This is a genomic window from Devosia litorisediminis, assembly GCF_018334155.1.
GTDB classification, from domain to species: Bacteria; Pseudomonadota; Alphaproteobacteria; order Rhizobiales; family Devosiaceae; genus Devosia; species Devosia litorisediminis.
The window spans coordinates 349593-369100 of the sequence record NZ_JAGXTP010000001.1 but is presented as its reverse complement, the minus strand read 5'-3'; the positions used below and the strand labels follow the sequence as shown (position 1 = coordinate 369100).

17 protein-coding genes are annotated in these 19508 nt (G+C 60.3%); 12 read left to right on the top strand and 5 right to left on the bottom strand.

The features are described 5' to 3' along the window. Nucleotides 1-35: 35 nt before the first annotated feature. Nucleotides 36-1301: an imelysin family protein gene (locus KD146_RS01740; protein WP_212657034.1), complete on the bottom strand. Its 1266-nt coding sequence runs from the start codon at nucleotides 1299-1301 to the stop codon at nucleotides 36-38. Nucleotides 1302-1728: 427 nt separating this feature from the next. Between KD146_RS01740 and KD146_RS01735 the strand changes: the two genes are divergently transcribed. From KD146_RS01735 to sseA, 5 genes are all read left to right on the top strand, one after another. Continuing rightward, complete coding sequence (locus tag KD146_RS01735; RefSeq protein WP_212657033.1) at nucleotides 1729-2835, top strand: ABC transporter substrate-binding protein; 1107 nt, start codon at nucleotides 1729-1731, stop codon at nucleotides 2833-2835. Nucleotides 2836-2949: 114 nt separating this feature from the next. Beyond that, nucleotides 2950-3825 carry an ABC transporter permease gene (locus KD146_RS01730; protein ID WP_212657032.1) on the top strand — a complete coding sequence of 292 codons (876 nt, stop codon included), beginning with the start codon at nucleotides 2950-2952 and terminating at the stop codon, nucleotides 3823-3825. Beyond that, complete coding sequence (locus tag KD146_RS01725; RefSeq protein ID WP_212657031.1) at nucleotides 3822-4613, top strand: ABC transporter permease; 792 nt, start codon at nucleotides 3822-3824, stop codon at nucleotides 4611-4613. Before KD146_RS01730 ends, KD146_RS01725 begins: the two co-directional genes overlap by 4 nt. A gap of 2 nt (nucleotides 4614-4615) precedes the next feature. Next, complete coding sequence (locus tag KD146_RS01720) at nucleotides 4616-5683, top strand: ABC transporter ATP-binding protein (protein WP_212657030.1); 1068 nt, start codon at nucleotides 4616-4618, stop codon at nucleotides 5681-5683. Between the two features lie 57 nt (nucleotides 5684-5740). After that, nucleotides 5741-6574 (top strand): 3-mercaptopyruvate sulfurtransferase, encoded by an 834-nt coding sequence (gene sseA, locus KD146_RS01715; protein WP_345790725.1) that lies wholly within the window; start codon nucleotides 5741-5743, stop codon nucleotides 6572-6574. 20 nt (nucleotides 6575-6594) lie between these two features. Here sseA and KD146_RS01710 read toward each other — a convergent pair whose 3' ends face one another. The 4 genes from KD146_RS01710 to chvE all read right to left on the bottom strand — a co-directional run bounded on the left by KD146_RS01710 (nucleotide 6595) and on the right by chvE (nucleotide 11348). Then, a complete protein-coding gene (locus KD146_RS01710) occupies nucleotides 6595-7227 on the bottom strand; it encodes a hypothetical protein (RefSeq protein WP_212657029.1) in 633 nt (210 codons plus the stop codon). Nucleotides 7228-7356: 129 nt separating this feature from the next. After that, nucleotides 7357-8640 (bottom strand): multiple monosaccharide ABC transporter permease, encoded by a 1284-nt coding sequence (gene mmsB, locus KD146_RS01705; protein ID WP_212657028.1) that lies wholly within the window; start codon nucleotides 8638-8640, stop codon nucleotides 7357-7359. Beyond that, nucleotides 8637-10169 carry a multiple monosaccharide ABC transporter ATP-binding protein gene (mmsA, locus tag KD146_RS01700; RefSeq protein ID WP_212657027.1) on the bottom strand — a complete coding sequence of 511 codons (1533 nt, stop codon included), beginning with the start codon at nucleotides 10167-10169 and terminating at the stop codon, nucleotides 8637-8639. The genes mmsB and mmsA overlap by 4 nt, the downstream gene beginning before the upstream one ends. Before the next feature lie 105 nt (nucleotides 10170-10274). Next, the gene (gene chvE, locus KD146_RS01695; protein ID WP_269371073.1) at nucleotides 10275-11348 is read right to left on the bottom strand and encodes a multiple monosaccharide ABC transporter substrate-binding protein; all 1074 of its coding nucleotides are present in this window, start codon (nucleotides 11346-11348) and stop codon (nucleotides 10275-10277) included. A gap of 445 nt (nucleotides 11349-11793) precedes the next feature. Between chvE and KD146_RS01690 the strand changes: the two genes are divergently transcribed. The 7 genes from KD146_RS01690 to KD146_RS01660 all read left to right on the top strand — a co-directional run bounded on the left by KD146_RS01690 (nucleotide 11794) and on the right by KD146_RS01660 (nucleotide 19501). Beyond that, nucleotides 11794-12567: a FadR/GntR family transcriptional regulator gene (locus KD146_RS01690; protein ID WP_212657026.1), complete on the top strand. Its 774-nt coding sequence runs from the start codon at nucleotides 11794-11796 to the stop codon at nucleotides 12565-12567. 59 nt (nucleotides 12568-12626) lie between these two features. Next, on the top strand, nucleotides 12627-13586 hold the full coding sequence (locus KD146_RS01685; protein ID WP_212657025.1) for a sugar-binding transcriptional regulator: 960 nt from the start codon (nucleotides 12627-12629) through the stop codon (nucleotides 13584-13586). A gap of 158 nt (nucleotides 13587-13744) precedes the next feature. Further along, nucleotides 13745-15052: an ABC transporter substrate-binding protein gene (locus tag KD146_RS01680; protein ID WP_212657024.1), complete on the top strand. Its 1308-nt coding sequence runs from the start codon at nucleotides 13745-13747 to the stop codon at nucleotides 15050-15052. 229 nt (nucleotides 15053-15281) lie between these two features. Beyond that, nucleotides 15282-16154 (top strand): carbohydrate ABC transporter permease, encoded by an 873-nt coding sequence (locus tag KD146_RS01675; protein ID WP_212657023.1) that lies wholly within the window; start codon nucleotides 15282-15284, stop codon nucleotides 16152-16154. Nucleotides 16155-16166: 12 nt separating this feature from the next. Then, the gene (locus KD146_RS01670; protein WP_212657022.1) at nucleotides 16167-16997 is read left to right on the top strand and encodes a carbohydrate ABC transporter permease; all 831 of its coding nucleotides are present in this window, start codon (nucleotides 16167-16169) and stop codon (nucleotides 16995-16997) included. 11 nt (nucleotides 16998-17008) lie between these two features. Continuing rightward, entirely contained in the window at nucleotides 17009-18013 is a 1005-nt protein-coding gene (locus KD146_RS01665) for an ABC transporter ATP-binding protein (protein WP_212657021.1), read from the top strand. A 9-nt stretch (nucleotides 18014-18022) separates the two neighbouring features. Next, nucleotides 18023-19501 carry a mannitol dehydrogenase family protein gene (locus KD146_RS01660; RefSeq protein WP_212657020.1) on the top strand — a complete coding sequence of 493 codons (1479 nt, stop codon included), beginning with the start codon at nucleotides 18023-18025 and terminating at the stop codon, nucleotides 19499-19501. Nucleotides 19502-19508 lie beyond the last annotated feature (7 nt).

The following is a 19508-nucleotide window of genomic DNA, read 5'->3' as shown; positions in this document are numbered from 1 at the left end:
CGGCCTGTCATTGGACTGCCAATGGCAGGTTGGATTTATTCGAACACTGCGTCCGGATTGCTCAGGCTGTCGCTATCCTCAATGGTCACCGCATCGCCCAGCTCGAGCAGCGCCACGGCGCGCTCAATGCCACGCGTCTGGGCGATCAGCCCGTCAATGGCTGCCTGCACCACCGCATTGCCCTCGGCATTGCCTTCGCCAATCTGCTGGTCATAGGCTTCGCCCGCTTCAGCGCGGTCAGCCATCGCCTGCATCTTGGCCACGGTATCGGCCAGCAAGGCCTGGATTTCAGCGTCCAGTTCGGCGTCATGGTCGGCAATCACGCTGGCCAGCGCAGGGCCTTCAACCACCGAACCGTCCACGCGGGTATATTTGCCCAGATAGACATTCTGAATGCCCACGGCGTCGTTGAGATGGGACGCATGGGTATTGTCCGAGAAGCAGTCATGCTCTTCTTCCGGATCATGCAGCAACAGGCCCAGCTTCATGCGCTCGCCGGCCACTTCGCCAAAGCTGAGCGAGCCCATGCCGGTCAGGATCGCCGAAATCCCCAGATCGGGCAGCGCCGCGCGCGCGGCACCATCAGCGGTCCAGTTGGCCACCATCTCCTCAAGGTCCGATACCAGCAGGCTCGAGGCCGCCTTGAGATAGGCTGCACGACGATCGGCGTGCTCGGCGGTTGAGTAATCGGTGTACTCACGCGCCCCGGCACCAGCGTCCGTGCCGTTCAGATCCTGCCCCCACAGCAGGAATTCGATGGCGTGATAGCCCGTCGCCACATTGGATTCCACGCCGGCCGCTTCCTGCAGATGTTCCTGCAGCAGCGCGGGTGTGATGTCGGTGGCATCGAGCTCTTCGCCATCAATGGAAATCTTGGGATTGGCGATGACATTGGCCACATAAAGCGCATTGCTGTCGCTCTCGGTGCCGTAGGAGGCGTCGACATAGTCGATCAGGCCCTCGTCCAGCGGCCAGGCATTCACGCGCCCTTCCCACTCATCGACGATCGGGTTGCCGAAGCGGAACGCCTCGGTCTGCTGATAGGGAATGCGGGCGGCCTTCCAGGCATCCTTGGCGGCATCCAGATTGGCGGCGCTCGGATCAGCGATCAGCGCATCGATCGCCGCGTCCAGCGCCTTGGCCGTGCTCAGCGAATCCTCATAGCCCGCCAGCGCCAGATCGGCGTAATTGGCGAGCACATCGGCCTCTGCAGGCGCGGCGGCATAGGCTGCGACGGGGGCCACCGATAGGGTAAGGGCGATGGCAAGGCTGCGCAGGGTGCGGACACCGGTCGAGATCATGGCTGATCCTCCTGAGGTTGAACTTGAAAGCGGACTATCAAAGTCAGGTTACAAAATCAAACGACAAATCAATAACTTAGAAGCATTCTAATGTGCAGCGCCACTCTTGTTTTGCCTGCTGCCAATTTCCTCAATGCGTCTCGACACTTGCGCCCGAACCGATATTCCACAGTCCGCAAATCCAATTTTTGACCATCTGGACGAAACTGTCACAATAGCGCACTGTCACAAATGCGGCCGGAGGGGGCGCATGGGCACACGAGGGAGGCAATTTCAGCAAGACAGCACTGTAACGGTCCGTCTGATGATGGATCAGCAGAGCTGATCGGGCCGTCATCGCCTTGTCATGTGGCCTTACTACTCCCACCCGGTCCGTCGCGATGCTCATCAAAGAGTGTCGACGTACGACTTTTCAGGGAGACTGAACATGTCCATCAAGAAATCGCTCGGCGCATCCGTCTCGGTGCTTGCCGTGCTTGCCGTTTCTGCCCCCGCCTTTGCCCAGGTCGACCTTGACGCGCTCTATGAAGCCGCCAAGGAAGAAGGCCAGCTGACCACCATCGCCCTGCCGCACAACTGGTGTGCCTATGGCGATGTGATCGCCGGCTTCAAGGCAAAATACCCCGGCATTACCGTCAACGAACTGAACCCCGATGCGGGCTCTGCCGACGAAATCGAAGCCATCAAGGCCAATCAGGGCAATATGGGTCCACAGGCACCTGACGTGATCGACGTCGGCCTGTCCTTTGGTCCTGCCGCCAAGGCCGATGGCCTGATCCAGCCCTACAAGGTCTCGACCTGGGACACGATCCCTGACGATGCCAAGGATGCCGATGGCTACTGGTATGGCGACTATTATGGCGTGATGGCCATGCTGGTGAATAAGGACATTCTGGACACCTCGCCAACCGACTGGGCCGATCTGGCCAATGACGAATACGCCAATGCTGTCGCGCTTGCTGGCGATCCACGCGCATCCGCCCAGGCTATCCAGTCGGTTTATGCCGCTGGTCTGGCCTCCGGTGCCGATGCTGATGGCGCTGCTGAAGCGGGTCTGAAGTTCTTTGGCGATCTCAATGCCAAGGGCAATTTCGTTCCCGTCATCGGCAAGGCAGCTTCGCTGGCTCAGGGCACCACCCCGATCGTGGTTGCCTGGGACTACAATCTGCTCGCCTGGCGCGACAGCTTTGAAGGCAATCCGCTCGCCGAGATCGTCGTTCCTCAGAATGGCGTCGTGGCCGGCGTTTATGTTCAGGCCATCTCCGCCTACGCGCCGCATCCAAACGCTGCCAAGCTCTGGATGGAATACCTCTACTCCGACGAAGGCCAGCTCGGCTGGTTGGCTGGCTACTGCCACCCGATCCGCTTCAACGACCTGGCCGCCAAGGGTGCAATTCCGCAGGAAATGCTCGACGCACTGCCACCAGCCGCAGCCTACGAAAAGGCCGTGTTCCCCTCCATTGAACAGCAGAACGCTGCCAAGGAAGTGATCACCAGCCAGTGGGATTCGGTCGTCGGCGCCAACGTCGAATAGATCCGATAGATTGACGCGCAGGAAGGGGGCGGTGCTCCCTTCCTCTTTCCCCATCAGGGGGAATTGATCGCGTTTCCGGCACGCATGTGCGCACTCTGGGAGCGATAGCCAGACATGACCGACGTGATCGCCGCCAAACCGCGCCGTCGCTTCTCCTGGGAATTCCTGGGCGTCGCGCCCTTCATCCTTTTCGGATTGATGTTCCTCGTCCTGCCCACGCTGTATTTGCTGGGTGGCGCCTTTATCGGCCGCGATGGCGAGTTCACATTCGACAATATCCTGGGCCTGTTCACCGACCAGATCATGGCCGCCTACTGGATTTCGATCCGCGTTGCCGGCGCCTCCTCGATCATTGGTGCACTGGCCGGCCTGGCCATTGCCCTGGCCATTATTCGCGGTCGCCTGCCCGCCCCGCTGCGCTCGGCCATCATGACCTTTTCGGGCGTCGCCTCCAATTTTGCGGGCGTGCCGCTAGCCTTTGCCTTCATCGCCACTCTGGGTCGGCTGGGACTGGTCACCATCATCGCCAAGACGGTCTTCGGCATCGACATCTATCGCGCCGGCTTCAACCTGCTCAGCTTCTGGGGCCTGACGCTGACCTATCTCTATTTCCAGATCCCGCTGATGATCCTGATCATCGCGCCCGCCATTGACGGGCTCAAAAAGGAGTGGAGCGAAGCTGCCGCCAGCCTGGGCGCCCAGCCCTGGCAGTTCTGGCGCTATATCGGTCTGCCCATCCTCTGGCCCAGTTTTCTGGGCACCGTCTCGCTGCTCTTCGCCAATGCCTTTGGCGCCATCGCCACCGCCTACGGCCTGACCGGCTCCTCGCTCAACATCGTGCCCATCCTGCTCTACGCCCAGATCCGGGGCGACGCGCTGCAGAACCCCGGCCTGGGCGCTGCGCTGGCGCTGGGCATGGTGGTGATCACCGCGCTGGCCAATGTGCTCTATCTGGTCATCTCGGCCCGCGCCGAAAGGTGGATGAAATGAAACAGAACCGCTTCTGGGCCTGGGTCGTCTTTCTCATGGGTGCCGCCTATTTCGTGGTGCCACTGGTTGCCACCTTTGAATTTTCGCTGCGCATGCGCCGCGGCTATTACAGCTTTGACAGCTACGCCTCGGTGTTCTCCGATCCCAACTTTCAGGCCACCTTCAGCTATTCGGTGATGATCGGGGTATTCTCCATCCTGGTGGGCATTCTCATTGTCGTGCCTGCCGTCTATTTCGTGCGGCTGCGCATGCCCTGGCTGCGCCCCTTCATGGAATTCTTCACCCTGCTGCCCCTGATCATCCCCGCCATCATCCTGGTCTATGGCTATCTGCGGCTCTACAATTCCAGCTCGATCATCCCCTTCACCGGCAGTGCGCTGGGCACCGACATCCTGCTCACCTTCGCCTATGTCGCGCTGGCCCTGCCCTATACCTATCGCGCCGTCGATACGGGCATGCGCACCATCGATGTGCAGACCCTGACCGAGGCCGCCCAGATCGCTGGTGCCAATACATTCCAGATCATTGGCCAGATCATCCTGCCCAACATTCTGGTGGCCGTGCTCTCAGGCGCCTTCCTGACCTTCGCTATCGTCATCGGCGAATTCGTCATTGCCAGCCTGCTCAACCGCCCGGCCTTTGGCCCCTATCTGCAGAATATCGGCGCCAACCGCGCCTATGAGCCAGCGGCTTTGGCGATTATTTCCTTTATCCTCACCTGGGGTGCCATGGGCATGATCAACGTGCTTGGCCGCTTCGCCCCCCGCACTTCCGCCAGGACCGATTGATTATGGCATCTGATTTTCTCAAGGTCTCCGGCCTCACCAAGACCTACGGCGCCAACACCGTGGTCAAATCCGTCGACTTCTCCTTTGCCCAGGGTGAGTTCATCTCTCTGCTGGGGCCCTCGGGCTGCGGCAAGACCACCATTCTGCGCATGATCGCCGGCTTTGAGACGCCCACCTCGGGCAGCATCACCATTGATGGGCAGGACATCACCACGCTTAAGCCCAATCAGCGCCAGCTCGGCATGGTGTTCCAGGCCTATGCCCTGTTCCCCAATCTCAATGTCGGCGACAATATCGGCTTCGGTCTCAAGATCGCTGGCGTCCCGCGCGAGGAACGACGCGCCCGCGTCGATGAAATGCTCAAGCTGATCGGTCTGCCGGGCTTCGAAAAGCGCTACCCCTATGAGATGAGCGGCGGACAGCAGCAGCGTGTTGCCCTCGCCCGCGCCATTGCCCCGCGCCCGCGCATGTTGTTGCTCGATGAGCCGCTCTCCGCCCTCGACGCCAAGATCCGCGTGTCGCTGCGCGAAGAGATCCGCGCCATCCAGCTCGATCTGGGCATCACCACCGTCTTCGTCACCCATGATCAGGAAGAGGCGCTGTCGATCTCCGATCGCATCGTGGTGATGAATGCCGGCCATATCGAACAGCTCGGCGCGCCGCACGAGATCTACAACAAGCCGGCCACCCGTTTCGTCGCCACCTTCGTGGGACACCTCAACAATCTCGATGTTGTCGTCACCGATCCGGCCAGCAAGACCGTTACCATTGACGGTCAGCCCCTCACCGTGCCCGATCTGCCATCAGATGTGGCGCTCAATGCTAACAGTGTGCTGACAGTTCGCCCCGAAGTGCTCACCATTGGCGCCCGCGAGGGCAATGATGTAACGCTGACAGGCACCGTCTCCGACGTCACCTTCCTGGGCTCGGTAATCCGCATCCGTGTCGCCCTGGGAAGCAACATTGTCAGCCTGGACACGTTTAACGATCAACGCTCCGCCCCGCCCAAGCGCGGCGAGGCGATCACCATCAGCCTCGCCAGCAAGGACTTGCTGGTGCTGGCCAATTAGGCATTTGACCTCGCGCTCTGGCGGGCTCATCTTCCTGCCAAACTACGAGGACTGGCCGTGGACAACCCTTTCGTCACCACTGACTGGCTGGCAGCCCATCTGAGCGACCCCAATCTGGTGGTGCTTGATGGCAGCTGGCACATGCCCAATGCCGCGCGCAACGCCCAGGCCGACTATCTGGCCGGCCATATTCCCGGCGCGGTGTTCTTCGATATCGACGGCGTCGCCGATACCGACAGCCCCCTGCCACACATGCTGCCCGCGCCGGCCGACTTCGCCCACATGGTCGGCGCACTGGGCATCTCCGAGACCATGACCATTGTCATCTATGACGAGATAGGCCTGTTCTCGGCCCCGCGTGTCTGGTGGACTTTCAAGACCATGGGGGCCCAGAACGTGCGGATTCTCTCGGGCGGCGGCCCGCAATGGCGCGCTGAAAAGCGCCCCACCGAAATCGGACTGGTCGCCCGTCCCAAGCAGAAATTCCATACCAGCTTCGACGCGGATCGCGTCGCGGATTTTGATACCGTGCGCGCCCGCAGCCAGGATGGCGCCAGCCAGATTGCCGATGCCCGCCCTGCCCAGCGCTTTCACGCCGAAGTCCCCGAGCCCCGCAAGGGCCTGCGCGCCGGGCATATCCCCGGCTCGTCGAACCTGCCGGTCAGCCTGCTGACCGAAGCGGGACAGATGAAATCGCCCGAGCAATTGGCCACCCTGTTCGCCGAGCGCGACATCGCTTTGGACAAGCCGCTGATCACCAGCTGCGGCTCGGGGATAACGGCCGCAACCCTGGCCCTTGCCGCTGAACTGGCCGGCGCTCGATCGGTCGCCGTTTATGACGGCTCATGGACCGAGTGGGGCGGTCGCGACGATGCTGAAATAGAGAAGTAACAGCCGGTCTTGACGACCGGTCAGCGCAACAGACCGTCGCGCTCGAACTCGGCCCAGCCCTTGAGCTTGTGACGCCCCGCATCCTCGGGACCATCATCAGCAACGGGCGCTGCCTTGCTGCGGGTTTTCTCGACCCGTGCCAGCGCCCGCTTGCCCGCCGCCCGCCGCCTGTTCTCGGCTGCCGTCTCCGCATCATCCTCGCGCCAGACAGCGATCAGATCGCGATCCAGCACATCCTCGACGTGGCGGGGATCAAACACATGAAAGGTGATCTTCTTGGCGCGCCCACGCAGCTTGACCGTACGGGTCCCCGCGCTGTGCAGGCGACCATCCTTGAGCCAGCGGTGCCGCTCCGTCGGCGAGATGGTCAGGATATCCTGTATTTCGCGCGGAATGACCGGCAGGTTCTCAATACCCACCAGCGTCTTGGACACCACTGCCGACACCGCCTTGAAGTCGTCCGCTGCCGTCTTGGGCATGCTCAGGATAAGCTCGGCTCCCCGCACATCCACCGCCTTTTTCAAGGCCAATGGCAGTTGGGCACGGACCTCAAGCAAAATGCCCTTGGTGCGCACGGACGAGCCAAGCGTTGCAGCCGGCGGCAGCGTCCACTCTCTGGTCAGTGCTGGGACAATGGCTTTTTTGGCTGGCATGAGCCTCAAATAGGTCTTTCGTCTGGCGACTTCAACAACAACCCGACTGGCCGGAGCGGCCACCAACGCTAGAAAAAAAAGGCCGCCGGGTTACCCCGACGGCCATTGTCTTCACGCTCGGGCTGGACCCTAGCCAGCGCGCTTCTTGTTGTAGAGATCGAAGAACACAGCTGCCAGCAGCACCACGCCCTTGATCATCTGCTGCCAATCGATATTCACGCCCATGATCGACATGCCGTTGTTCATCACGCCCATGATGAACGCGCCGATCACCGCTCCAGCCACCGCGCCCACACCGCCCAGCGCCGAGGCACCGCCGATGAACACGGCCGCAATCACGTCGAGCTCAAGGCCCTGACCAGCTTTGGGAGTGGCTGAGTTCAGACGCGCCGCATAGATCATGCCCGCCAGAGCGGCCAGCGCCCCCATGATGGCGAACACGTAGAAGGTCATCCGCTCGGTCTTGATGCCCGACAGCGACGCCGCCTTGAGATTGCCACCCAGCGCGTAGATACGGCGACCAAAGGTCATCCGCTTGGTCACGAACACGAATACAGCGATCAGGATCGCCATCACCACCAGCACATTGGGCAAGCCACGATAGGACGCCAGCATATAGCTGAAGAACAGCACCAGCGCCGTAATCACGACATTCTTGGCCACGAACAACGCAAATGGCTCGCTCTCGTAACCGCGCGCCATACGGCGCTTGCGGCCCAGGATGGACATCACGATCATGGTCACGATGCCCACGATCGCCAGCACCATGGTGGTAGAATGCAGCACCAGTGGCTGCACGCCTTCGGCCTTCTCGATCAGCGTCAGTGACCCGATTGGATCGGGAATGAAGCCTGCCGAAAGCAGCTGAAATTCAGCCGGGAACGGACCAACCGACTTGCCGCCCAGAATGGCCAGAGCCAGACCCTTGAAGATCAGCATGCCGGCTAGCGTCACGATGAAGGCCGGGATCTTGTGATAGGCGATCAGGTAGCCCTGCGCCGCGCCAATAGAGGCGCCGACCACGATACAGATGGCGCCTGCGACGAACGGATTGGCCAGAAAAGCCAGCTCCGGCGGGAAGTTCCAGCCCACCATCAGCATGGCTGCCAGCGCGCCGACAAAGCCCGATACCGAACCCACCGACAGATCGATATGGCCGGCCACGATGACCAGCAACATGCCCAGCGCCATCACGATGATGTAGCTGTTCTGCAGGATGATATTGGTCAGATTGACCGGCTTGAACAGCACGCCATTGGTAAAATACTGGAAGAACAGCATGATCAGGATCAGTGCCGCCAGCAGGCCATAATCGCGCATGTTGGATTTCAGTGCGCCCCAGACGGAAAGTACCTGGATTTTTGGCTGCTCGCCGGTCGGTGTCGCGCCCGACGGGGCGGTTTCGGTGCTCATGATGCCTTCCCTTCCGCGCGAACAATCGCACGCATAATATGTTCTTGATTGGCGTCGCCCGTCGGCATTTCGCCCACGATCTGGCCTTCGTTCATAACGTAGAGGCGGTCAGTGATGCCAAGCAGTTCGGGCATCTCCGAAGAGATCACCAGAACCGCCTTACCCTGCGCCGCCAGATCATTGATGATGGTGTAGATTTCGTATTTGGCGCCGACATCGATACCGCGTGTCGGCTCGTCCAGGATCAGCACGTCCGGATTGGCAAACAGCCATTTGCTGAGCACCACCTTCTGCTGATTGCCGCCGCTCAGATTGCCGGTGACCTGATACACGCTCGATGAACGGATATTGGTCTTGCGTCGGTATTCATTGGCCGCGTCCATCTCCGCCATATCGTCGATGACGCCCATCTTGGAGATGCCGCCCAGATTGGCCAGCGTCGTATTGTGCTTGATGTGATCGATCAGGTTCAGACCATAGGTCTTGCGATCTTCGGTAGCATAGGCCAGTCCTTGCGCGACGGCCTTTTCGACGGTGGACACATCCACCTTTTTGCCGTGCAGATAGACCTCGCCGCTGATCTTCTGGCCATACGACTTGCCGAACACACTCATGGCAAATTCGGTGCGGCCCGAGCCCATCAGCCCGGCAATGCCCACCACTTCGCCCTTGCGAACGTTCAGGTCGATATTGCGGATGATCTGACGATCACGGTGCAGCGGATGAAACACGTTCCAGTTCTTGACCTCGAACACCGTCTCACCGATCTGCGGCACACGCGCCGGATAGCGATCATCGAGCGACCGGCCCACCATTGAGGTGATGATCCGGCTTTCGGAAATCTCTTCGGTGTTCATGGTCTCGATGACGCGCCCGTCGCGGATCACGGTGATGCGGTCGGCCACCTTGGAAATCTCGTTGAGCTTGTGGCTGATCAGGATCGAGGTGATGCCCTGCTTGCGGAATTCCATCAGCAGGTCGAGCAACGCCGCGCTGTCCTTCTCCGACAGGCTGGCCGTTGGCTCATCCAGGATCAGCAGCTTGACCTCTTTGGACAGCGCCTTGGCGATTTCCACCAGCTGCTGCTTGCCCACGCCGATATTGGTCACCAGCGTATCGGGATCTTCGCTCAGACCCACCATGCCCAACAGCTTGCGCGCACCACCGCGGGTCTCATCCCAGTCGATCACGCCGCCTTTGGCCTGCTCATTGCCCAGAAAAATATTCTCGGCAATCGACAACAGCGGCACTAGCGCCAGTTCCTGATGGATGATCACGATGCCCTTGGCTTCGCTGTCGGCAATCGTCTTGAAGTGCTGTTCTTCGCCCTTGTAGATGATTTTGCCATCATAGCTGCCCACCGGATAAACCCCGCTGAGCACCTTCATCAAGGTCGATTTTCCGGCCCCGTTCTCGCCAACGATTGCGTGGATCTCGGCTTCGCGGACGTCCAGATTGACGTCCGACAGCGCCTTGACGCCGGGGAAGGTCTTGGTGATGCCGCGCATCTCCAGAATGGTTTTGGTCATGGACTGCTTTCTCGTGTTCACCCGGGCGTCGCTCGCAAGCGCCATCTCCCGGTGACGGGAAAGGGCCCCGCGTTGCCGCGGAGCCCAATTGGCGTAAACCTTGGCTTACTGCAGGTCTTCAGCCTTGAGGTAGCCGGAGTCAACAACCAGTTCCTGGTAGTTGTTCACGTCAACTTCATAGGGTGTCAGCAGGATCGACGGGATCACCTTGACGCCATTGTCATAGGTGGTGGTGTCGAGGCCTTCTGGGGTACCGCCTTCAAGGATGGTGTCGACCAGATCAGCAGTGACCTTGGCCAGTTCACGCGTGTCCTTGTAAACGGTCGAGTACTGCTCGCCGGCGATGATTGCCTTGACCGAAGGAGCCTCGGCGTCCTGACCCGAGATGATTGGCCAAGCCAGATCGTCCGAACCGTAGCCAACGCCGCGCAGCGACGAGATGATACCGCGGCTCAGGCCATCATATGGCGACAGAACTGCATCGACGCGCGAACCGTCCGAGTAGTTGGCCGACAGCACGTTGTCCATGCGAGCCTGTGCAACAGCACCGTCCCAACGCAGGGTACCAACAGTTTCCATGCCCATCTGGCCCGACTTCACCACCAGGGTGCCGTCATCGATCAGCGGCTGGAACACGCTCATTGCGCCGTCATAGAAGAAGAACGCGTTGTTGTCGTCTGGCGAACCGCCGAACAGCTCAACATTGAACGGGCCTTCATTCTCGGGATAACCCAGCCCCTTGAGGATCGAGTTGGCCTGCAGAACGCCAACCTGGAAGTTGTCGAACGTGGTGTAGTAGTCGACATTGCCGCTGTCGCGGATCAGGCGGTCATACGCGACAACCTTGATGCCGGCATCAGCAGCCTGCTGCAGCACGGCGCTCAGCGTGGTGCCGTCGATCGATGCGATGACCAGAGCGGTGACGCCCTTGGTGATCATGTTTTCGATCTGAGCCAGCTGGTTCGGGATATCGTCTTCTGCATACTGCAGATCGACCGAGTAGCCCTTGCCTTCGAGAGCGGCCTTGAGTTCATTGCCGTCCGAAATCCAACGCAGCGAAGACTGGGTTGGCATGGCGATGCCGATGGCACCTTTGTCCTGTGCGAACACCGCGGTAGATGCACTCAGCGCCATTGCGCCGACTGCCAGTACGGTGGCAAGCGTCTTGAAAATCTTCACGTCTCGACTCCCTTTTATAATTCGAGTTCAGAAGCTTTGGATGGTCGTCAGAGGAGAGGCCTTGAGGCCATGCGCGCGCCAGGTTTGCACTTGGCTCGCGAACGAGTTCGAACCCGACGCAGCGGCCAGAGCTGACCATTCAGGCACCCGAAGGTGCACGGTCTGTCTGTACTGCATGGAGTCCTCCTGCACGACGGCGATTGCCGTCAGGGCCCTCCCAAGCCCACGGCGCAGAACCTAAGACAGTCAGACAAGCCTTGTAAAGCAACTTTGACCCTTGCCCTCATTTTTTTCGATTGTCGAATATTAATTATAACGCCGCACCACGGCGATTGCAGTTCGCCATGACACTGGTTATTCTGGTCTCGCCTAAGGCAAAATCTGACGAAAAAGATCGCAAAGCGACATCGTTTTATGCAAAGGTATCAGATACCTTGGAGGGGAAGTGAGTACGACGGACGGCGACACACGTGTCGATCAGCCGACAGCGGCCAGCGCTGTTGCCGACGATCTGGCACGCATGATTCTGGCAGAACTGGCCCCAGGCTCCAGCCTGCCCAGCGAAGCTGAACTGGCCACCCGCTACGCGGTGAGCCGGCTCACCATTCGCGAGGCGGTCAAGCTGCTTGAGGGGCGTGGATTGCTCGAGTTGGCGCGCGGCCGCAAGGCCGTGGTGCGCGAACCCGACGGCGCCGCCTTTGGCGACTTCCTGACCTCTGTGATCCGCTATGACCCCAAGGGGCTGTTCGATCTGGTGGAGATCCGCCTTTCGCTCGAAGTGCAGTCGGCCACCCTGGCGGCCAAGCGCGCCTCACGCGCGGCCATTGCTGCAATAGAAAGCGAACTCCAGGGCATGCGCGACACTGTCGGCGTGCGCGGCGAACCCATGACGCACGCTCAGGAACTAGGCTTTCACACCCATGATGTCGGTTTTCACGAAGCTGTCGCTCTGGCCAGTGGCAACCGCATTCTGGGGTTTCTGTTCGAGGCAATGTCACAGCCGCTGCGCGAGGGCTTCTTCATCAGCCGTCGCGGCCATGAGAAGCGCGGACACACCCTGCATGACACCATTGAGGCGCATCAACGCATCCTTGATTGCATCAAGGCCGGCAACGGTCGCACTGCTGCCGAAGCGATGCGGGTGCACATCAAGGATACCGAGCGCGATATCCGTGTTGCACTCAGCCAATTGGCGCTGCGGCCAAGCGATCCGTCATAAAGGCTTGCGGCCAGCCCGCGCATCGCCGAATAATCCGGACACACGATGCAGGACCACTAATGGCGCAAAGAGTAGACACCTCCAGCAATCGTCTGGATGACGCAGCACGGGCCGGCTGGCTATACTATGTCGCCGGCAACACGCAGGAAGAGATCGCCACCCAGCTGGGCATCTCCCGGCAGGCCGCACAGCGTCTGGTTTCGCTCTCGGTCAGCGAAGGACTGATCAAGGTGCGGCTTGATCACCCCATTGGTCGTTGCATGGATCTGGCCAGCCGTCTCAAATCGCGTTTTGCCCTGGATCTGGTCGAAGTGGTCCCCTCCGACCCCAATAGCGACTCCTCCACCATCGGGTTGGCCGAAGCCACCGCTGCCGAGATCGAACGCTGGCTCAAGCGCGCAGACCCCGTCGTGATGGGCATTGGCACCGGCCGCACGCTCAAGGCGGCAGTAGAGCAGCTCATGCCCATGGATTGCCCGCATCACAAGGTGGTGTCACTGACCGGCAATATCGCGCCCGACGGTTCGGCCGCCTATTACAACGTGATTTTCAACATGGCCGATGCGGTCAAGGCCCGCAGCTTTCCCATGCCCTTGCCGGTGATCGCCTCCTCTGCGCGCGAGCGCGAGCTGCTGCACCAGCAGCCCATGATCCGCGAAACACTGTCTCTGGCCGCCCAGGCCGACGTTACCTTTGTCGGCATCGGCGATATCGGCCCCGACGCCCCACTCTATGTGGACGGCTTCATTACTGATGCAGAACTCAGGGAATTGCAGAAGGCCGGCGCGGTCGGCGAAATCTGCGGTTGGTGTTTCGATGCCCAGGGCAAGCTGATCGAAGGGCTCACCAATGAGCGCGTTGCGTCGGCACCGATTCCATCGAGAGAAGGCTCTCTGGTGGTGGCAATCGCCATGGGCGCGCGTAAATTGCCCGGCATTCACGCCACACTCAACCGGCGACTGGTTAACGGCTTGATAACTGATGAACGTACCGCAGAAGGCCTGCTGAAACACCTCTAACGCGCTGAAAACGCGATAAAATAGGCCATTTTTACCTATACCCTGCCGCACGATTGCTAGGCGATTTACGCATAGCACGCTTGACTCTGCCGCATAATGTGTGAGTATTTGCTCACAGCCGGGACAAATGCCCGCCTATCTCACTGGGAGGAAAACCAATGAAATTGACACCTATTCTCGTCGGCGCACTCAGCGTCGCACTCGTGACCTCAGCCTCCGCTGAAACCCTCACCATCGCCACCGTGAACAATGGCGATATGATCCGCATGCAGGGTCTCTCCTCTGCCTTCACCGAAGAGACCGGTATTGATCTGAACTGGGTTGTTCTCGAAGAGAACACCCTGCGCCAGAACGTCACCACCGACATCGCCACCAATGGTGGCCAGTATGACGTGATGACCATCGGCACCTACGAAGCGCCGATCTGGGCCAAGCAGGGCTGGCTGGTGCCACTTGATGGCCTGAGCGCCGATGCTGATTACGATGTCGATGATCTGCTGCCAGCCATCCGCGGCGGTCTCTCGCTCGATGGCCACCTCTATGCGGCACCATTCTATGGCGAAAGCTCGATGGTGATGTATCGCAAGGACCTGATGGAAAAAGCCGGCCTGACCATGCCCGATGCCCCCACCTGGGAATTCATCGGCGAAGCCGCCCGTGCCATGACCGACCGCGACAATGACATCAACGGCATCTGCCTGCGCGGCAAGGCCGGCTGGGGCGAGAACATGGCCTTCCTGACTGCCATGTCCAACTCCTTTGGCGCCCGCTGGTTCGACGAAAACTGGACACCCCAGTTTGATCAGCCCGAGTGGAAAGCCACGCTCGACACCTATCTCTCGATCATGAATGACGCGGGCCCCGCCGGCGCATCCTCCAATGGCTTTAACGAAAACCTGACCCTGTTCCAGCAGGGCAAGTGCGGCATGTGGATCGACGCCACCGTTGCTGCCTCCTTCGTGACCGGTGCAGATTCCACTGTCGCCGATCAGGTTGGCTTCGCTCTTGCACCCGATAATGGTCTGGGCAAGCGCGGCAACTGGCTCTGGGCATGGTCGCTGGCCGTTCCCACCAGCAGCCAGAACCCAGAGGCAGCAGAGAAGTTCATCAATTGGGCCACCAATAAGGACTATCTCGCCACTGTCGCAGCTAACGAAGGCTGGGCGAACGTGCCTCCCGGCACCCGCACCTCGCTGTACGAAAACGCTGAGTACCAGGCAGCCGCGCCATTCGCCAAGATGACGCTGGACTCCATCAACTCTGCTGATCCGACCAACCCGACCGTCAAGCCGGTCCCCTATGTCGGCGTGCAGTTTGTGGCCATCCCCGAATTTGCGGGTATCGCCACCAATATCGGCCAGATCTTCTCAGCCTCGCTGGCTGGTCAGATGTCGGCAGATGATGCCTTGGCCCAGGCGCAGGACGCAGCGACCCGCGACATGACCCGCGCAGGCTACATCAAGTAAGTCGGTTCCCCTCCCGACCTCCATGCAGTCGGACGCTTCGGCGCCCGGCTGCACCAACCGCCCTCAGGCGGACGGCGCCCCTCAATTGCCGAGGCTGCCCCGAAACTGACGCTGACATCACCATGACATGAGACGCCATGGTGAGCTTGCAGAGCCGATCACCGGCAAGTTCACCTTGGGGTCTGATTTCAAAGACCCGGCCAGACGGATCTGGCCACTGGAGGAAGCAATGGCCACCGCCCAAACCCGAACGCTCTCCCGCATCATGATGGCCCCAGCCGTCATCGTGCTCTTGCTCTGGATGGCTGTTCCACTTGCCATGACGATCTGGTTCTCTTTCCAGAACTACAGCCTGATCAACCCGATGATGACCGGCTTTGCGGGCTGGGCGAACTACGCTTATGTCATTGGCGACCCCAGTTTCATGCAGTCCCTGCTCAATACGCTGATCCTGGTCGGCGGGGTCTTGCTGATCACGGTGATCGGCGGCACGTTTCTGGCCCTCTTGCTGGATCAACCGCTCTGGGGCCAGGGCATTCTGCGCATCATCGTGATCTCGCCCTTCTTCGTCATGCCGCCAGTGGCTGCCTTGATCTGGAAGAATGGCTTCATGCATCCCGGCTACGGCATGCTGGCCCATCTCTACGAGTTTTTTGGTCTGCAGCCGGTCGACTGGTTCAACCAGTATCCGCTGTTCTCGGTCATCGTCATCGTTGCCTGGCAGTGGCTCCCCTTTGCGACCCTGATCCTGCTCACGGCCCTGCAGTCGCTCTCCGAAGAGCAGCGCGAAGCCGCCGAGATGGATGGCGCCAACGCCATCAACCGCTTCTACTATATCATCATGCCGCACATGGCCCGCTCGATCACCATCGTGATCCTGATCCAGACAATCTTCCTGCTCGGCATCTTCGCTGAAATCCGCGTCACCACTGGCGGCGGGCCAGGCTACGCCTCGACCAATATCGCCTTCCTGGTGTTCCGCACCGGTATCTTGAGCAACGACATCGGCGCCGGTTCTGCCGGTGGCGTGGTCGCCGTCATCATCGCCAATATCGTCGCCATCTTCCTGATGCGTGCGGTTGGCAAGAACCTCGACGCGTAAGGGAGCTCAATCATGGCACGCACCGCTTCTGTTCCCACCAAGATTGGCTTCACCATCGCCGCATGGACCGTCGCGCTCCTGTTGTTCGCGCCGATCCTGTGGACAATCCTGACGGCCTTCAAGACCGAGGCTGAGGCGATTGCCTCGACCCCGACCTTCTTCCCGCAGAATTTCACGCTGGAAAACTTCGTCGACGTTCAGGATCGCTCGGACTACTTCAAGCACGCCATCAATTCGATCCTGGTGTCGGTCGGCTCAACCCTGCTGGGCCTGGTCATCGGCGTCCCTGCAGCCTGGGCCATGGCCTTTGCACCCACCAAGCGCACCAAGGACGTCTTGATGTGGATGCTATCCACCAAGATGATGCCCGCCGTCGGCGTGCTGATCCCCATCTATCTTATTTTCCGCGATCTGCGCCTGCTCGACACCGTGCACGGTCTGACCATCATCATGACGCTGATCAACCTGCCGATCATCATCTGGATGCTCTACACCTACTTCAAGGAAATCCCGGTCGATATCCTCGAAGCCGCCCGGATGGATGGCGCTGAACTCTGGAACGAGATTGTCCATGTGCTGGTGCCCATGGCTGTCCCCGGCATTGCCTCGACACTGCTGCTCAACGTCATCCTGGCTTGGAACGAAGCCTTCTGGACCATCACGCTGACCTCGGGCCGCGCAGGCACACTGACAGCCTTCATCTCTTCATTCTCTTCTCCGCAGGGTCTGTTCCTGGCCAAGCTATCGGCTGCCTCCCTGTTGGCCATCGCGCCAATCCTCCTCATGGGCTGGTTCAGCCAGAAACAACTCGTCCGCGGTCTCACCTTCGGCGCTGTAAAGTAAGGACTAGAAAAATGGGTTCCATAACACTCGAACACGTCAACAAGTCCTTCGGTGAAGTCGAGATCATTCCGGACATTTCGCTGGAGATCAAAGAAGGCGAGTTCGTCGTCTTTGTCGGCCCATCCGGTTGCGGCAAGTCCACCCTGCTGCGCCTGATCGCCGGCCTTGAGGACACCTCCAGCGGCTCCATCCTGCTCGATGGCGTCGACATGACCAAGGCGCCACCAGCGCGCCGGGGTTTGGCCATGGTGTTCCAGTCCTATGCGCTCTATCCGCACATGACAGTGCGCGACAACATCGCCTTCCCGCTTAAAATGGCCAATGCCAGCAAGGAGCTGATCGACCAGAAGGTCGAATACGCCGCCCGCACGTTGAACCTGTCATCCTATCTCGATCGCCGCCCGCGCGCGCTTTCGGGTGGTCAGCGTCAACGCGTTGCCATCGGCCGCGCCATTGTGCGTGAACCCAAGGCGTTCCTGTTCGACGAACCCCTGTCCAATCTCGATGCCGCGCTGCGCGTCAACATGCGCCTTGAGATCACCGAACTGCACCAGCAGCTTAAGACCACAATGATCTACGTCACCCACGATCAGGTCGAGGCAATGACCATGGCCGACCGCATCGTGGTGCTCAACGCGGGCAATGTCGAACAGTTTGGCAGCCCGCTTGATCTCTACAAGAAGCCGGCCAACCGCTTCGTTGCCGGCTTCATCGGCTCGCCAAAGATGAACTTCGTCGATGGACCCGAGGCCGCCAAGTACAACGCCCACTCCATCGGCGTGCGCCCCGAGCACTTCCAGCTGGCCACCAAGCCAACGCCTGACACCTGGAAGGGCAAGGTAGGGGTCGCCGAGCAGCTTGGCTCCGACACCTTCCTGCATGTGCAGGTCGAAGGTCTGGGCCTGATGACCATCCGCACCGATGGCGACCAGACCTTCAGCCATGGCGACGACGTCTATCTCACGCCTGACCCTACGCGCATCTACCGCTTTGATGCCGCAGGCCTGGCTCTCTAGGACACCCACATGACCACCAAGCTCTCGGCCAAGACCCTGGACGCCATTTCTGCCACGGCATCGGTGCCGGGCTACCGTCGGGATGACCTCACCGCCGGCATCGTCCATTTCGGTATCGGCAATTTCCACCGCGCGCATCAGGCCGTCTATCTCGACGACCTGTTTGCCACCGGTGCCGATCACGATTGGGCTCTGGTGGGTGCTGGCGTTCGCGCTGCTGACGAGGCCATGCGCCAGAAGCTGGCTGAACAGGACTGGCTGACCACTGTGGTCGAGCAGGAAGCCGATAGCAGCAGCGCCCGGGTGACCGGTGCCATGATCGATTATTTGCGTCCCGGCGACAGCGAAGCTGTCATTGAGCGGCTGGCCGATCCCGCTATCCGTATCGTTTCGCTGACCATCACCGAGGGCGGTTATTACATCGACCCGGCCAGCCAGAAGTTTGATCCCACCCATCCCGACATTGCCTTCGATGTTGCCAATATGGCCGCGCCGCGCACTGCCTTTGGCCTGATCCTGGCCGGCCTGCTGCGCCGCAGGGATGCTGGCACCGTGCCCTTCACCGTGATGAGCTGCGATAACATTCCCGGCAATGGGCACGTCACCGAGAACGCGGTGATCGGCATGGCAAAGCTTATCGATCTGGGGCTGGCTGACTGGGTCAGCAACAACGTTGCCTTCCCCAATGGCATGGTCGATCGCATCACGCCCGCCACCTCCCCGCGCGAGACGCAATTGCTCGCAGACAATTTCGGGATCCAGGACAATTGGCCTGTCTTCTGCGAGAGCTTCAAGCAATGGGTGCTCGAGGACAACTTCCCTGCCGGTCGACCGGCGCTGGAAAAGGTCGGCGTGCAGTTTGTGCCGGACGTCGCCCCCTATGAGTTGATGAAGATCCGCATTCTCAATGGCGGACATGCGACCATCGCCTATCCTGCGGCCCTGCTCGATATCCAGTTCGTCCACGATGCCATGGCAGACCCCACGGTTGGGGCGTTCCTGGCCAAGGTCGAACGCGACGAAATCATCCCCGTTGTACCGCCCGTTCCCGATACCAATCTCGACGACTATTTCGCCCTTTGCGAGCGTCGCTTCGCCAATCCCAAGATTGCCGACACCACCCGCCGGCTGGCGCTGGACGGCTCTAACCGCCAGCCCAAATTCATCATTCCGTCTGCCCTGGATCGCGTGACAGCAGGCCAGTCTGCCAAGGGCCTGGCCTTGGTATCAGCCCTATGGTGCCGCTATTGCTTTGGCACCACCGATGCCGGCACAGTGATCGAAGCCAATGATCCCAATTGGGACCGGCTCAACACCCAGGCCGGCCTGGCCAAGGCCGACCCAAGCGCCTGGCTGTCCATGAGCGATATCTATGGCGAGCTGGCAAACAACACGAGCTTCGTCAAAGATTTCACCCACGCCCTGAACACCCTCTGGTTATCGGGCACCAAGGCGACGCTCGAGCACTATCTGGCCGGAACCCTCTAGGTCCAGC